Annotated in this window: 14 protein-coding genes; 6 read left to right on the forward strand and 8 right to left on the reverse strand. The window is 65.8% G+C overall.

The genetic code is table 11. The annotated features are described in order from the left end of the window. The 7 genes from BM113_RS09290 to BM113_RS09320 form a co-directional block, all read right to left on the reverse strand. Entirely contained in the window at positions 1-693 is a 693-nt protein-coding gene (locus tag BM113_RS09290; protein ID WP_089787344.1) for a metallophosphoesterase family protein, read from the reverse strand. A 162-nt stretch (positions 694-855) separates the two neighbouring features. Beyond that, the gene (locus BM113_RS09295; RefSeq protein ID WP_089787346.1) at positions 856-1,866 is read right to left on the reverse strand and encodes a phosphate uptake regulator PhoU; all 1,011 of its coding nucleotides are present in this window, start codon (positions 1,864-1,866) and stop codon (positions 856-858) included. Between the two features lie 3 nt (positions 1,867-1,869). After that, entirely contained in the window at positions 1,870-2,538 is a 669-nt protein-coding gene (phoU, locus tag BM113_RS09300) for a phosphate signaling complex protein PhoU (protein WP_089787348.1), read from the reverse strand. A 2-nt stretch (positions 2,539-2,540) separates the two neighbouring features. Further along, positions 2,541-3,407 carry a phosphate ABC transporter ATP-binding protein PstB gene (gene pstB / locus BM113_RS09305; RefSeq protein ID WP_089787350.1) on the reverse strand — a complete coding sequence of 289 codons (867 nt, stop codon included), beginning with the start codon at positions 3,405-3,407 and terminating at the stop codon, positions 2,541-2,543. A gap of 1 nt (position 3,408) precedes the next feature. Then, complete coding sequence (gene pstA / locus BM113_RS09310; RefSeq protein ID WP_089787352.1) at positions 3,409-5,178, reverse strand: phosphate ABC transporter permease PstA; 1,770 nt, start codon at positions 5,176-5,178, stop codon at positions 3,409-3,411. A 1-nt stretch (position 5,179) separates the two neighbouring features. After that, positions 5,180-6,154: a phosphate ABC transporter permease subunit PstC gene (pstC, locus tag BM113_RS09315; RefSeq protein WP_089787354.1), complete on the reverse strand. Its 975-nt coding sequence runs from the start codon at positions 6,152-6,154 to the stop codon at positions 5,180-5,182. A 174-nt stretch (positions 6,155-6,328) separates the two neighbouring features. Next, the gene (locus BM113_RS09320) at positions 6,329-7,360 is read right to left on the reverse strand and encodes a PstS family phosphate ABC transporter substrate-binding protein (RefSeq protein WP_089787355.1); all 1,032 of its coding nucleotides are present in this window, start codon (positions 7,358-7,360) and stop codon (positions 6,329-6,331) included. Between the two features lie 384 nt (positions 7,361-7,744). On the opposite strand from BM113_RS09320, the gene BM113_RS09325 reads away from it, so the two are divergent. The 5 genes from BM113_RS09325 to BM113_RS09345 all read left to right on the forward strand — a co-directional run bounded on the left by BM113_RS09325 (position 7,745) and on the right by BM113_RS09345 (position 12,509). Beyond that, a complete protein-coding gene (locus BM113_RS09325; RefSeq protein ID WP_089787357.1) occupies positions 7,745-8,740 on the forward strand; it encodes a phosphate signaling complex PhoU family protein in 996 nt (331 codons plus the stop codon). 162 nt (positions 8,741-8,902) lie between these two features. After that, complete coding sequence (locus BM113_RS09330; protein ID WP_089787359.1) at positions 8,903-10,165, forward strand: hypothetical protein; 1,263 nt, start codon at positions 8,903-8,905, stop codon at positions 10,163-10,165. Between the two features lie 115 nt (positions 10,166-10,280). Then, positions 10,281-10,769, forward strand: a complete 489-nt coding sequence (locus BM113_RS09335; RefSeq protein ID WP_089787361.1) for an SRPBCC family protein — start codon at positions 10,281-10,283, stop codon at positions 10,767-10,769. Between the two features lie 64 nt (positions 10,770-10,833). After that, positions 10,834-11,460, forward strand: a complete 627-nt coding sequence (locus BM113_RS09340; RefSeq protein ID WP_089787363.1) for a nitrous oxide reductase accessory protein NosL — start codon at positions 10,834-10,836, stop codon at positions 11,458-11,460. A gap of 56 nt (positions 11,461-11,516) precedes the next feature. Beyond that, positions 11,517-12,509 carry a DMT family transporter gene (locus BM113_RS09345; RefSeq protein WP_089787365.1) on the forward strand — a complete coding sequence of 331 codons (993 nt, stop codon included), beginning with the start codon at positions 11,517-11,519 and terminating at the stop codon, positions 12,507-12,509. Positions 12,510-12,557: 48 nt separating this feature from the next. Here BM113_RS09345 and udk read toward each other — a convergent pair whose 3' ends face one another. Beyond that, positions 12,558-13,307: a uridine kinase gene (gene udk, locus BM113_RS09350; RefSeq protein WP_089787367.1), complete on the reverse strand. Its 750-nt coding sequence runs from the start codon at positions 13,305-13,307 to the stop codon at positions 12,558-12,560. 136 nt (positions 13,308-13,443) lie between these two features. Here udk and BM113_RS09355 point away from each other — a divergent pair, with 136 nt between their 5' ends. Beyond that, positions 13,444-14,142: a 2,5-diamino-6-(ribosylamino)-4(3H)-pyrimidinone 5'-phosphate reductase gene (locus tag BM113_RS09355; protein ID WP_089787369.1), complete on the forward strand. Its 699-nt coding sequence runs from the start codon at positions 13,444-13,446 to the stop codon at positions 14,140-14,142.

Consider the following 14,142-nt stretch of genomic DNA (forward strand, 5'->3'; position numbering starts at 1 on the left):
TTACCCATCAGACTGACCGACGATTTTGTCCGCCGATCGATCCTGGTACTCGCTGCCGGGAACGCTGAGAAACTCGTCCCGACGGACGTCGTACGCGGTGAGACGGCCGCCGTAGACACAGCCGGTATCGAGGCCGACGGCCCACTCCCGTTCGATGGGGTCGGCGAGCACCGTGTGCCCGAAAAACACCCGCGGCGGTCCCTCGTACTCCTCGAACCAGAACGGGCCGTCGTACCCGTCACCGTCGGGCGATCGCATCGTCCGTACGTCGTCGCCGGCGTGTGCGACCAGGGCCCGATCCGGGTCGACACCACCGTGGACGACCAGCCCTCCGTCCCAGGAGATCGCCGTCGGAAGCGACGCGAGGTAGGTCCGATCCTCCTCGTCGAGTTCCGGCAGTTCGGTCTCGCCGGCGAGGAGTTTCTGTTCGTTGTTCCCACGGATGGACATGAGCCGCGGCGAAGACTCGACTCGCTCGAGCACGGCCGCGCTCTCGGGCCCCTTGCGGACCAGATCGCCGACGAACACCGCGAGGTCGTCGTCGTCCAGCGAGAGGGTCGACAGCAACCTCTCGAGCGCCTCGAGACAGCCGTGGACGTCACCGACGACGTACACGTCGTCGTAGTTCGCGAGGTCGATACGCTGGTGATCGAACGATAGGGTGCCGTCGGACGTCGGTGCCGTAGTCGTCACGTGTTCTCCCTCGGCGGTTCACACAGAATCAGATAAATCGTTTATATGATCCCAACGTAACGATATATAGCCGTACGCAGGACTGCGGACCTGACGCGTCTCGGATCGTTCTCTCAGGTCGCCTCGGTGCGAAAAAGCCGCTCGGTCTCGACCGCATCCGCGCTACTCGCCGATCGTCGATTCCGCCGTCGCCCGGGCGACGTTGCCGCCGATCTCGGCGGTCCGTTCCAGGCTCCGGAGCACGGCCCCGTAGAGGAACGCGTCCGGTCCGCCGCTATCGTACAATCGCCGGTCGACCTCCGACACCGACCGCCTGACGTCGGAACGGGCCGAAAGCGCTCGCTCCGTTTCGCCCGAAAGCGCCAGTTCGACGACGCGTCGCGCGTCGCCGCCGACCGTCTCGAGGCGATCGGCCAGCTCCGCCTCGGGTGGCGACGATTGCCGGGCCGGGACCTCCGCGATCCGTTCGGCGTGGTCCGCGACCCGTTCGAGCTGGCGGGCGATCCGGTACTGTCGGAAGGCGGCGGTCCGATCCGTTCCGAGGCGATCGATTTCGTGAACGTCCTCGAGTCCGCGGTGGAAGCCCCGACTCACGAACGCGAAGAGGCGGTCGACGTCGTCGTCGCGGCCGATCACCTGCCGGGCGAGGTCCTCGTCGCCGTCCCGGACGGCGCGGACGGCGTCCTCGTGCATCTCGAGGGCGAGCTGGCGGGCCTGGGCCACGGTCTGGGGGAGCGACACCTCGCCGACGTCGAGCACGCTCGAAGCCGTGATCGCGTCCGCCGCGACCGTCTCGATCTCCATCCCGACCAGCCGACCGATCGCCCGTTCCAGGGTGCGACGCGCGTCCGGTTCGAGCGCGTCCGCGTTCTCGATCGTGATCCGGTCGTAGCCGGCCAGGTAGGCCGCACGTGCACGCTGAAGAACTGATTCGTCGTCGATCGGTTCGGCATCGATGGTGACGGTCCGGTCCCGGCAGGAGACGGTTCCCGCGGCGGCCACGAGTCGGTCCTCGAGGGGGTAGAGGTACATCGAACTGCCGGACTCGAGGCCCTGTTCGGTGGCCCACTCCTTGGGCAGCGAAACCACGAACGTCGAGTTGCCGGCGATCTGGACTTTTCGCTCGACGGGGGCTCGGACGTCGTCGGTGTCCGGGATTCGGTTCGCGCTCATCGATCAGAAGATCAGTTCGTCGTCGTTCTCGACCATGTACAGCGTCCGTGCGGCGATGTTGACTGCGTGGTCGCCGACCCGCTCGAGGTCCCGAATCGTCAGCAACATCCGCTCGACGTCGTCGAGCAGTGCGTCGTCGGGGGCGATCACCGCCTCCGTCTCGAGCAGGTCCCGGACGACGACCTCGCTCGCCCGTTCACACAGGTCGTCTATGCGTTCGTCCTTCGCGGCGACGTCGTACGCCGCGTCGACGTCGTCGCTCGCGTAGGCAGCCATCGCCGCTTCGAGCATATCGACGGTTTCAGTCCCGATGTGGCGGATGTCGATGTCGGGATAGCGGTCGCGGTCCGCCCATCTGGTGTACTTGCCCAGATTCGTCGCGAGGTCGGCGATCCGCTCCAGGTCGGTGATGATCTTGAACGAGGCGGCGATAAAGCGCAGATCCCCTGCCACCGGCTGCTGGAGCGCGAGCAGGTCGATACAGTCGCCCTCGAGTTCGAGGTACAGTTCGTTGATCTCGTGGTCGCCGGTGATCACGTCCTCGGCGAGGGCCTCGTCTTTCGTCTCCAGGGCCTCGAGCGCTTTCCGAAGCCGCAGACAGACGACGTCGCTCATCTCGAGGACGTCCTCGCGGAGTCGCTCGAGTTGCTGTTGATAGTCGTTCCGTGACATGGTTATCCGAATTTACCGGTGATGTAGTCCTCGACACGGTCGTGGTCCGGGTTCTCGAAGACCTTCGCGGTGTCGTCGAACTCGACCAGTTCGCCGCCGGTGAGGAACACGGCTGTCCTGTCCGAGATGCGCGCGGCCTGTTGCATGTTGTGGGTGACGATGACGACCGTGTACTCCTCGGCGAGGTCGTCGATCAGATCCTCGACCTTCGCGGTCGCGATCGGGTCGAGCGCCGACGCCGGCTCGTCCATCAGGATGACTTCCGGGTCGGGCGCGATCGCACGGGCGATACAGAGCCGCTGTTGCTGGCCGCCCGAAAGGTCCAGTCCGCTCGAGTCGAGCTGGTCTTTCACCTCGTCCCAGAGGGCCGCACTGCGCAGGGCCCGTTCGACCGCCGCGTCGAGGTCGACCTCGCCGGCTCGGCCCTGGACGCGAAGGCCGTAGGCGACGTTGTCGTAGATCGACTTCGGGAACGGGTTCGGCTTCTGGAAGACCATGCCGATCTTCCGTCGCAGGGCGACCGGATCGATGCCCTGGTCGTAGACGTCCGTCCCGTGAAACCGCAATTCACCGTCGACCCGACAGGCATCGATCCCATCGTTCATTCGGTTGATACACCGAAGGAACGTCGACTTCCCACAGCCCGACGGACCGATTATCGCGGTGACGCGGTTTTCGGGAATCTCGATGTCGACGCCGTCGAGGGCCCGTTCCTGGCCGTAGTAGACGTCGAGGTCCCGTGCGGTCACGACCGTCCGTGGGGACTCCGTCGGTCCACGGTCCCGGGACTCGCCCGTCTCGATGGCGGTCGAAATGATCGTCTCCGTCTCTTCCTCGCTCGACGTGTCGGCTTTCCCGTTTGTAGCCATGTTACACACCTGATTCGTACTTGTTTCGCAGGATGATCGCGGTCGCGTTCATTCCAAGCAGGACGATCAACAGCGTCACGACGCCGGCCGCGAGGACGCCGTATCGGAACTCCGCTTGCGGGAAGTCGGACCAGACGAAGATCTGCATCGGCATCGCGCTGATCTTGCTCCAGATCCCGTTCGGTGGGCTGAAGACGGTGTGTGCCGCGCCGATCATGATCAGCGGCGCTGTCTCGCCGATCGCGCGGCCGAGCGCGAGGATCGTCCCCGTGAAGATGCCCGGCAGCGCCTCGGGGAGGACGACGTTCTTGGTCGTCTGCCACCGCGTTGCCCCCATCGCGTACGACCCCTGTCGGAGGTGATCGGGGACCGAGCGGATAGCCTCCTGGGCAGAGATGACGGTGATCGGAAGGATCAAAAGCGACAGCGTCAACGCTGCGGTGACCACCGAACCGAAGCCGAGGCCGAGCAGGTTGGCGAACAGGCCCAGACCGAGCAGCCCGTAGACCACCGAGGGGACGGCGGCCAGGTTCGCGATGTTGATCTGGATCAGGCGAGTGGTCGCGCCGACGACGCCCGATTCGACCGTGTACTCCTCGAGGAAGACCGCGCTTCCGACGCCGAGAACGAACGACAGCAGCGCCACGAAGGCGATGACCAGCACGGATCCGACGATCGCCGGATACAGCCCCGCTCGTTCCGGCATTCTCGAGGGACTGCTCGTGACGAACGAGGCGTCGAGCCACGGATCGGGTGCCGGGAAGCCGAAGCTCTCGGCGATGAGGGCTCCGGCGAGTGCGCCCCCGACGAGCAACACCGGCAGGAACAGCCCGACACGGCCGGTGTCGGAGGCGACTACTCGCCGCCCGAACATGACGGTCGGAACGCCGGATCCGAGCAGGACCAGCAGTGCGTGTTCGGACGAAACGCCGAGCGAACCGGCCGCGAGACTGCCGCCGCCGATCAGCGCGAACGCCGCGACGCCGGCGATTGCGGCAGTCTGCTTCGTCTCTCCGTCGCGCTGGGCGGTCAATCCGGCGATGATGGCCGAGACGGGGACGACCAACGTCCAGACGTAGATCAGCCAGGCGGTCGGGTAGACGTCGACAGGCCCGCGCAGGACGGACGCAGCGACGAAGCCGACGAGCGCCACCGGAACCGGAAGCAGTGAGACCGGGGAAGACGGGTTAACGCGACTGTAGGCGAGGACCCCGACCGCGGGGAGAACACCGAGCGTGTACGCCAGGAACCAGAGGCGTTCGTCGAAGACTGTAAAGAGGATGATCAACGAGAGCCCGAGGGCGGTGCCGCCGAGGACTCGCCCGACGAGGCCGAACCCAGTGCGGCCGATCGGCTCCCGACTGCCGACGAAGACGACGTATGCCGTCACCGGGGCGACGACGACGAACAGATACGCGACCTGCCAGGTGAGCCGCGGAATCGGGCGGACGAACGATTCGACGACGGAGAACGTCAGCGCCATCGCGACGAGTCCGCCGCCCAGTGCGAACGCCGTTCGCCGGATCAGCGATCTATCGTTCGCGCTGTAGAGACAGAAGCCGATAAGCGGGAGGACGAGCGTAACGTAGTAGGTCAACAGCCACTCCGGACTCGCATTGACGAGGTCGAAGGCGTCGATAGCGACGTAGATCAACAACACACCCAGTGCGACGATACCCGTAACCGACGCCCCCAGCGAGAGGTATTCGAAGACGGTTCCCTTGAGTCGGCTCACTCGGCCGAACGTCGGTTCTGATCGTTCGATCGACATATCAGTATTCCTCCCTGTATCGGTTCGCGACCAGGTCACTGACCACGTTCATTACCAGCGTGACCGCAAACAGCGTCAGTCCGAGCGCGAACATCGCATCGTACGGAAGCGACCCACCGGTGAGGTCGCCACCCGCGATCTGGACCATCGCGACCGTCATCGTCATCCCGGGATCGAGGAGCACGTCGCCGGGGTGAACGTACGGTATCCCCGCCAGGCCGTCTCGGACCGCGGGGAGGTTCGCCTGTGCACCCATGGCAACGACGACGACCATCGTCTCGCCGATCGCACGCGAAATCGCGAGGATGTACGAGGAGGCGATACCGGAGATCGCCGCCGGGACGACGATGCCGGTCGACACCTCGAACTTGGTCGCGCCGAGCCCGTAGCCGGCCTGTCTGAGCTCGTCAGGCACCGCACTCATCGCGTCCTCGCTGATAGAGGAGACCATCGGGATCGTCATGATGCCGACCATCAGCGACGCCGAGAGCGCGTTGAACGTACTGATCGAGGGAAATAGCGTCGCTTTCAGCGCCGGGGTGACGTAGACGAGCGCGAAGTAGCCGTACACGACGGTCGGAATCCCCGCCAGCACCTCGAGCATCGGCTTGAGGATCGACCGGGCACGGGGAGTGGCGTACTCGCTCAGGTAGATCGCCGTCAGCGTCCCGATCGGAAGCGCCACGAACGCCGCGGTCGCCGTCACGACGAGCGTCCCGACGAACAGGGGGACGGCCCCGAAGTCGGAGCCGCCTCCGGTCGGGTTCGGACTCCAGTGGAGTCCGGTGAGGAAATCGGCGATCGAAACCTCACTGAAGAACGCAACCGAGTCCGACAGCAACGTCAGGAAGATGGCGATCGTCGTCAGTACGGTGATGAGCGCACACACGACGAAGAACCCTCCGTACGTTCGATCTCTTATCCGCTCTATACCTTGCGACCGCTCGAGGTCGGGCGAGGCCGACGCATCGCTCACGGTCGTTCACCTCTGCCTCGAATCTGCATCGATTTCGCTGCGTTTCTAAACATACTCTTTCTCTCGATCATTTCCTAGAGTGGGTCAGCCAGTGATATTTCGAACCGACGTAGGCTCCGCCGGAAAAACGATGGATGGATACGAACCGTTCCCCGGGTCATCGACGGCAGGCGTTCACTGAGCCTGGCTGATCGCGTCCTCGAGCTTGTCTTCCTGCTCCTGCTTGACGTCTTGCGTAGCCGGGACGTACCCGACCTCCTCGGCGACGAGCTGTTCGTTGTCGGTCTGGTCGACGAAGTAGCGGGCGAACTCGGCGATGTGCTCCTCGGCGAGCGACGAAATCGAGGGGTAGGTGTAAATCTGGCGCGACAGTGGACTGTACTCGCCCGAGGCAGCCGTCTCGAGGTTCGGCTCGACGGGGCCGTTGCCGTTGTCGATCGCGACTGCGGTCACCGTATCGGGGTTCTGATAGTAGTACGCGAAGCCGAAGTACCCGATCGCGTACTCGTTGCCCTGAACACCCTGGACGATAGTGTTGTCCTGTTCCGTCGCCTGGTAGTCGTCGGTGTGACCGCGGTCCTCTCCCTGAACGTTCTCGACGAAGTAGTCGTACGTACCGGAGGTCTCGTCTGCACCGTACCGGTCGATCGGCTCGTCGGGCCACTCGTCGCGGACGTCGTTCCAGGTTTCGGCGGCGTCGGCCTCCCAGATCTGGGCGAGTTCCTCGACGGTCATCTCGGTCGCGAAGTCGTTGTCGTTGTTGATAACGACCGTCAGCGCGTCCGTCGCGGCGACCAGTTCGATGTACTCGACGCCGTTTTCGGCACAGTGGTCCTCCTCTTCGGGCTTGATCGGCCGGCTCGCGTTGTTGAAGTCAGTGTTGCCGGGACAGAAGTGGTTCTCGAAGCCACCGCCGGAGCCGGTCGAACTGATGTCGATCGAGACGTCGTCGTGTTCTCGCTCGAACTCCTCGGCAACTGCGCTCATCAGCGGGAAGACGGTACTCGAGCCCGCAATGTTGATTTCTCCCGAGAGGCCGCTGCCGCCGCCATTGCTCCCGGTGTCGGTCTCGGCACCGGATCCGTCGCCGTCTCCCGTCTCCTCTTCGGTACAGCCCGCAAGTGCGACGGCCCCCGCGCCGCCGGCCGCCGAAATGAATCGTCGTCGCGATACACCGATACCGGACTGGGACGTGTCGTCCGTCATCACCTGAGCACAATCAGGACACGTATAAAGAGGATGCTAATATCTATATACCCTGCCGGCTACGACAATAGAGTACTATTTTCGACAACGTAGTTATCGATATCGAAACCGATCGGCCGATATCCACCGTCGATCCCGTGTTTCGACGGGAAACGCACTCCTCGTGGCTTTTCCAGCCAATCCATGTCCCGCGGATGCACGTCTCGCTCGACAGTTAACGTCTCTTATGGGGCAGTACCTTCATGGATATACTAATATATACTCCTATATACTAGTATGATTAGTACGTTCGAAAACGGACCTCGATCGGGACAAACGCGGGATAAATGGACTCACTCAATAGATTCTGGTGGATTTATATCCTCCCTGGCGAAACGTTCGGCTATGGAGACTCGTAAGGTCCAGGTGACCGGGGGGTCGACGTACACGGTCTCGCTTCCGAAAGAATGGGCGACGGAAAACAGCGTCTCGAGCGGCGATACCGTCGAGATCTATTCCGAGGACGACACGCTGCTGGTCACGCCGCGAAGCGACGCCGACCACCAGGAAGGCACGCTCGACGTCTCCACGCTCGAGGGCCAACGCCTCACCCGGGCCGTGCTCACGATGTACGTCAGCGGGTTCGACGTGATCCGGCTCCAGGCCGGCCGGATCACGACGGAACAGCGCCGGGCGATCCGGTCGGCGATTCAGGGCCTGATCGGCGTCGAAGTCGTCGAGGAGACGACTGACGGCGTCGTCATCCAGGACCTGCTGGACTCGGCGGAGCTGTCGATCGTCAACGCCGTCACGCGGATGCGCCTGATCGCGACGTCGATGCTCGAGGACGCGGTGACGGCGCTGGTCGAGAACGACGACGACATCGCCCACGACGTCATCGAACGCGACGACGACGTCGACCGGCTCTGGCTCGTGGTCTCACGGATCTTCCGCGCGACGCTTCGCTCGCCCGGCGCGGCGGAGGAACTCGGGGTCTCCCGCGAGGACTGTTTCGACTTCCACTCTAGCGCCCGTCAACTCGAGCGCGTCGCGGACCACGCCGTCAAGATCAGCCAGCTCGCGCTGAAACTCGAGGAGATTCCCGAGGACGTCGCGGATGCACTGCTGGAACTCCACGCCGACGCCTCCGAAATCCTCGAGAAATCGATGGATGCGCTGTTCGCCGAGGAAAGCGGCGAAGCGACCGAACTGGGCCACGACGCGCTCGAGTCGGTGCTCGGGATCGACGAGCATACGCGCCACATCGACGACATGCTCCGCGAACAGGAGTCCGTCCAGGCCCAGTCGCTCGGGCTGATTCTCGATTCGCTCTCTCGAAGCGCCGACTACGGCGGGAACGTCGCCGAGACGGCCCTGCAGAAGGCAGCACCCAGCCCGTAGGCCCGCGCTCGAGGCCGGCGACCTCGTCCGTACGTCGCAGTCCCTCTCCCGAGCGGTCCGTACCGATACTCGTGGGGGCGTCCGACTAATTATAAATTTTCCAATATATTGAACACGGGTGAGCGGCGAGACTCGAGCACCGGCACCGCGCCGGAGATACCCATGAATCGCCGCGAACTGCTGTCGACGGTCGTTCGGTTCGGAAGCGCCTGTCTCGGCCTGCCGGGGCTCGCCTCCTCCGGGGACGCCGACCGGACCGTGCCGGGAGTCGACCGATCGCCGCCGGAGTACCCGCGGCTCAACCGAACCGGGATCGATGCGACCGTCGTCGAGCGGTCTCCGGAGTCGGTCGCCGTTCGGCTCCGGTCGTCAGACCCCGTGGACGTCGTCCCCGTCGCGTACGAACGCCGGTGTCAGACCGGGCGGGTCGTCGCCACCACGACGGGACCTCGGCTCCGATCGACCGACGGACTCGAGCGCACCCTCGCCTTCGAGTTCGACGGACGAGCGGGATCGATCGATGGCCTCCGCGACCGGCCGCTGCTGTACGAGATTCGGGTACGGCCGGCCGGCGAACCTGGCACCGACGATCGATATCTCTGTGAGTCCGATCCGCTCACGCGGCGCCCCTCGATTCCGTTTTTCCCGGGACTGCGCGATAGCCTGCCGAAGCCGACCGCGCCCGACCGCCTCCCGGGCTTCGCGCGATCCGAGCGGGAAGGGACCTACGTCGCGCGGTTTCGGTGGCGCGGAGTCGACGACGCCCCCCAGGAACTCGAGTACGCGATCGGCAAGTCCGCCTACCGCCGTGGTCGCCGCCGGGGAGGCAGGTACGTCCGGACGTTCCTCGAGTCGCGTTCGAACCCGTACGCCCGCCACCTCGTGGACCGGTTGCGGTCGATTTCGTCGTCCCGGGAGTCCGTGGGGGAGCACGGGAATAGCGACGAGACCGAGAGGGTGGGTTCCCGAGAGCCGTCGGAACGTCGTCACCTCGAGACCGCCGTCCGGTTCGTCCAGTCGCTCCCCTACGCCGCGGACGAGACGACGAAAGGCGTCCACGACTACCACCGGACCGTCGAGGAGACGCTCGTCGACGGCCGAGGCGACTGCAAGGACGGGACCTACCTGCTCGCGGGGCTACTCTCCCAGGCTCCTTTCGAGTACGAGACCGCCCTCGTCTTCATGCCGAACCACGTCGTCCTCGGGGTTGAGCGGTCGGCACTTCCGGATCCCTACGGTGACTGCGAGACGGTCGGGGAGAGTCCGTACGTCCCGATCGAGACGACCGCCGAACGACCGATCGGTCGCGTCCGTGATGATCCAATCGTCGCCATCTTCGGGCCAGGGTACGGGTTCGTCGATCCCGGTTCGGCCGGAGCCGTGCTCGAGGAACAGGCTCGGCTGTTCTCGGCTCACTACGGCTGACGCAGGCGGGTGAAACCGAACCCACTCGAGCCAAGACGGGGCGAGCGTCGCGGTCAGCCCTCAGCGAGCGGGACGCGGCCGTGACGTTTTCACCGTCCGCCGCGTATCGCCGTCCATGGCGACCTACGAGCGACGGACGACCGTCCGGGCCCCGCTCGAGGAGGTCTGGGAGTTTCACTCCCGGATCGACGGCCTCGAGGCGGTAACGGCCGACTGGATGAACCTCCGCGTCGAGGCCCTGCTGGGGCCGGACGGCGAGCCGGACCCGGACGTTCTCGAGGTGGGGACCGAGATCTCGCTTTCGATGCAACCGTTCGGCGTCGGGCCGCGCCAGCACTGGACCTCGCTCATTACCGAGCGCGAGCGGGGCGACGGCTCCGCGTACTTCCGGGACGAGATGGTTCATTCGCCGTTCGCGTTCGAACGCTGGGAGCACACCCACGCGTTCTACGCCGACGGCGATCGGACGGTCCTCCGCGACCGCGTCGAGTACGAACTTCCGCTGGGTGCGCTGGGAGAAGCCGCGTCCCCGCTGTCGGGCGTCGGTTTCGAGGCGATGTTCCGCGATCGTCACCGCCGGACGAAGGCCCACCTCGAGTCGTGACGGGCAGCGGGCCGTTCGACGGACGGACCACACCCGTTTTGTCCGGACGGGTCGTATGACGGGTATGATCGGGAACACGAGCGGAGCGGTCGATCGCCGTCGGCTGCTCGGCTTGCTCGCGGCCGGGACGACCGCCGGCGTCGCCGGCTGTCTCGGGGGCGACGGTGGGGGCGAGGATAGGGACGACTCCGCCGGCGATGACGAAGACGACGACCACGTCTACGACCGGAACGCGTTCTCCCACCCCGGCGAGGAGCCGGTCGAGTTCACCGAGAGCCAGCGCTGTCCGGTCTGTACCATGACGCCGCTGCAGTATCCCGACTGGCGGTGTCAACTCGCCCACGAGAACGGCGACGGCGTCGCCTTCGACACGCCCGGCTGTCTGTTCGCGTACTACGCGTTTCTGCCGATCGATTCGCCCGTAGTGGCCGGCTGGGTGACCGAATACGAGCAGCGCGAACTCGTCGACGCGACCGAAGCCTACTACGTGGTCGTCACCGACGACACCGCCGAGGAAGCCGACGACGACGTGATGAAACTCAACCCGCGGCCGTTCGCCGACCGCGAGGACGCCGTGGCCTACCTCGCGGAGTGGGAGGCCGAACCGCTGACGGAGGACGACGTGATCCGACTCGAGGACGTCGACCGGGAACACGCGGAGATCTACCGCGGGAACCGGCTCCCGAACTGACCGAGGGATAGGTCGGTTCCGGAAAGCGTTTGCCGTCCCGCGGGCGTTCTGCTGACGTGAGCGGAACCAGGGTCGGGATCGGATCGGATCTCGAGGCCACACCGTGCGTCGCGCTCGCTTTCGCGGTCTTCGCGGCGAGTACGAGCGCCATCCTCGTCCGCTGGAGCGGCGCCCCGAGTTCGGTGGCCGCGTTCTACCGAGTCCTGTTCACGACGGCAATGGTCGCACCCGTCGCCGTCCTGCGGTACCGCGGGGAGTTCGCCCGCCTTTCGGTCCCCGACTTCGGGTTCGCCGTCGTCGCCGGGGTCGCGCTCGCGATCCACTTCGCAGCCTGGTTCGAGAGCCTGAACCACACGAGCGTCGCCGCGAGCGTGACGCTCGTCCAGACCCAGCCGATCTTCGTCGCCGTCGGGGCCGCGCTCGTCCTCGGGGAGCGGGTCTCCCGGGAGACCGTCGTCGGCATCGCCGTCGCGATCGTCGGCGCGGCCGTCATGTCACTGGGTGACGCCGGCGAGGCACCGATCTCCGACGCGACGGTCTACGGCAACGCCCTGGCGCTGCTCGGCGCTATCACCGTCGCCGGCTACGTGCTCGCGGGCCGGTCGATCCGTCAGCGCGTCTCGCTGTTTCCGTACGTGACCGTCGTCTACACCGCCTGTGCGGCGACGCTGGCGGTCCTCGTCGGCGTCCAGGGTCACGACTTCGTCGCCTACCCGGCCCGCGAGTGGCTCCTCTTTTTCGGGATGGCCCTCGGACCCGGCGTCTTCGGCCACACCGTCGTCAACTGGGTGCTGAAACACCTCGAGTCGGTCGTGGTCAGCGTCGCCTGGCTCGGCGAGCCGGTGGGGTCGACGATCCTCGCGCTCGTCCTGCTCGCGGAGGTCCCCGACGCGATCACGCTGGTCGGCGGCGCGGTGGTCCTCGCGGGGATCTACGTGACGACGATCGAACGGGAGCGCCGGAAAGGAGTCGATCCCGGCGGCGAAGGGACGAGTGCGGGCGCTGAAACCGATGCGGAACCGGAGCCTGATCCGGAAACCGATCCCTGAGACGAACGAGCGGAGAGAAAAGACCGGACTACGGACGACCGACTGGGGTCAGTTCGTCGACGAACCGTCGATGATCGCGTCGCCCTCGCGGTCCTCGTCCCGCTCGCGGTCGCGGCCGAGGCCACGATCGAGGTCCAGTTCCAGTTCCGTTTCCCCTTCCAGTTCGCGCTCGCCACCCTCGTCGTCGGTCAGTTCGGCGTCGATCTTCTCGAGCAGCAACTCCAGGGCCGACCGGTTTGCCCCCTCGGGGATGATGACGTCCGCGTTCTTCTTCGTCGGTTCGACGAACTGCTCGTGCATCGGCTTGACCGTCTCCAGGTACTGGTCCATGACGCCCTCGAGGTCCCGGCCGCGGTCGACGACGTCGCGCTCGATCCGGCGCAGGATGCGGACGTCGGCGTCGGTCATCACGTAGATCCGCAGGTCGAGCATGTCGAGGATCTCCTCGTCGTACAGCGAGAAGATGCCCTCGACGACGATCACGTCCGTCGGCTCGACGGTCACGCGCTCGTCCTTGCGGTTGTGGATCTCGAAGTCGTACTGGGGCATCTCGATTGGCTGGCCCATCAACAGCGTGTCCAGTTGCTCGCGGAGCAGTTCCCACTCGAACGCGGAGGGGTGGTCGTAGTTGACCTCGGCGCGTTCCTCGTACTCGAGGTGGGAGAGGTCTTCGTAGTAGTTATCAAGCGGGATCCGGGTGACGGGTTCGCCGACCTCCTCGGCGAGCGTCCGCGCCACGGTGGTCTTGCCGGCCCCCGTGCCCCCGGCGATCCCGATGACGAACGACGGGATACTCATCACTCGAGCCTGGGTACGGGCCGTAATCAATCCCCTGAAACGCGGTCGGTCTCGCGGGTCGGGCGCGCGGGTCGGGCGCGCGGCCGTCGGAGCGCGAACGCGGTGCCTTCTTTATCGTTCGTGCGCAGCCCTCGGTATGCACGTCGTCGTCAACGCCGCCGTGAGTGCGGACGGCAAGCTCTCCTCGAGGCGGCGCGAACAGATCGCCATCAGCGGCGAGGCCGACTTCGACCGGGTCGACCGGCTCCGGGCCGACAGCGACGCCGTCGTCGTCGGGGTCGGGACCGTTCTCGCCGACGATCCGAGTCTCACGGTCAAGGACGCCGAGCGGCGGGAGCGGCGACGCGAAGCCGGCAAGCCCGGAAACCCCGCGCGAGTGGTCGTCGACTCGAGGGCTCGCACCCCGCCGGACGCCGAGGTCGTCAACGACGCGGCGACCACCTACGTCTGCGTGAGCGAGGCCGCACCGGTCGACCGCCGGCTGGCGCTGTCCGAGCGACCGGCCACGGAACTCGTGACCGCCGGGGAGGAGCGGGTCGACCTCCTGCCCGCCTTCGCGGCGTTGCAGGAGGCGGGGCTCGAACGGCTCATGGTCGAGGGCGGCGGCGAACTCATCTTCTCGCTGTTCGAGGCGGGGCTGGTCGACGAACTCCGGGCCTTCGTCGGGCCGAAAGTGATCGGCGGCCGCGACGCGCCGACGCTGGCCGACGGCGAGGGATTCGTCGAGGAGTTCCCCCGGCTCGCACTCGAGGACGTCGAACGGATCGACGAGGGCGTCCTGCTGAGCTGGCGGGTGGAGCCGGACACGACGACGAACGACGGGAGCGAACCCTGA

Origin of the sequence: Natronobacterium haloterrestre (assembly GCF_900112205.1) — an archaeon.
In the GTDB taxonomy this organism is placed as follows: Archaea; Halobacteriota; Halobacteria; order Halobacteriales; family Natrialbaceae; genus Natronobacterium; species Natronobacterium haloterrestre.

Bases quoted from the DNA above. Each gene is read 5' to 3' on its own strand.
- BM113_RS09295 (WP_089787346.1), bottom strand. From the start codon at position 1,866: ATGAGCGCGAACCGAATCCCGGACACCGACGACGTCCGAGCCCCCGTC.
- phoU (WP_089787348.1), bottom strand. From the start codon at position 2,538: ATGTCACGGAACGACTATCAACAGCAACTCGAGCGACTCCGCGAGGAC.
- pstB (WP_089787350.1), bottom strand. From the start codon at position 3,407: ATGGCTACAAACGGGAAAGCCGACACGTCGAGCGAGGAAGAGACGGAG.
- pstA (WP_089787352.1), bottom strand. From the start codon at position 5,178: ATGTCGATCGAACGATCAGAACCGACGTTCGGCCGAGTGAGCCGACTC.
- BM113_RS09320 (WP_089787355.1), bottom strand. From the start codon at position 7,360: ATGACGGACGACACGTCCCAGTCCGGTATCGGTGTATCGCGACGACGA.
- BM113_RS09325 (WP_089787357.1), top strand. From the start codon at position 7,745: ATGGAGACTCGTAAGGTCCAGGTGACCGGGGGGTCGACGTACACGGTC.
- BM113_RS09330 (WP_089787359.1), top strand. From the start codon at position 8,903: ATGAATCGCCGCGAACTGCTGTCGACGGTCGTTCGGTTCGGAAGCGCC.
- BM113_RS09335 (WP_089787361.1), top strand. From the start codon at position 10,281: ATGGCGACCTACGAGCGACGGACGACCGTCCGGGCCCCGCTCGAGGAG.
- BM113_RS09340 (WP_089787363.1), top strand. From the start codon at position 10,834: ATGATCGGGAACACGAGCGGAGCGGTCGATCGCCGTCGGCTGCTCGGC.
- udk (WP_089787367.1), bottom strand. From the start codon at position 13,307: ATGAGTATCCCGTCGTTCGTCATCGGGATCGCCGGGGGCACGGGGGCC.
- BM113_RS09355 (WP_089787369.1), top strand. From the start codon at position 13,444: ATGCACGTCGTCGTCAACGCCGCCGTGAGTGCGGACGGCAAGCTCTCC.